The organism is Rothia sp. HMSC062F03, assembly GCF_001836905.1.
Classification (GTDB): domain Bacteria; phylum Actinomycetota; class Actinomycetes; order Actinomycetales; family Micrococcaceae; genus Rothia; species Rothia mucilaginosa_A.
This window is the reverse complement of sequence record NZ_KV830898.1, coordinates 64,194-64,915: the sequence shown is the minus strand read 5'-3', so window position 1 is coordinate 64,915 and position 722 is coordinate 64,194.

The following is a 722-nucleotide window of genomic DNA, read 5'->3' as shown; positions in this document are numbered from 1 at the left end:
GAAGCCACATGTGTTTCGAAAAGCCACCAATATCGTGGCTTCTCGAAACACATGTGGCTTCTGCGTGTCTGCGGGGGTTATATTCGCGCCCCCACCCGATGCAGATGGAGGGCGCACCGGGTTCATGGATTTTCGATAGGTTAGTGACTTTAATGCGGGTTAAAGACCCACGGTGAAGACACTAACCTATCGAAAACCTCTGTCTAAAAAGCAGGCGGCCCCGGATGCGCCAGGTGGGCGGGAGCCGGTTGTGGTTTAGGTTTTTCGGTAATGGGTTAGTGACTTTGGGCTGGGGTTTTAACCACCGCCAAAGACGCTAAGTCATGACTGAAATTGCTAAGTCATGACCGAATCTTTACCTGTGTGGGAGGCGTCGCCCCTGCAGAATTTGTGCCATGGTTTAGTGTCTTCGACCATGGCTTTTAACTACGACCAAAGACACTAACCTATGGTCGAAATTTTAGACACATAAAAGCAGGCGGCCCTGAATGTTCAAACATTCGGGGCCGCCTGCTGCGGTTATCTATATATTGGGTCAGCTGGTTTACATGTCAGGCCAGTCGCGGTGCAACGAATACTCCGTGTCCCCGTCACCGTTATCGTTCAGGTGCCAACGCTGACCGGTACGAATATCGGCCTTACGCAGACGCGGGTTCGGATTATCTTTCTTGCCCATCGTCGGATCGTTCTTACAGCCCCAACGAGTATCGTCTTCATCGCAG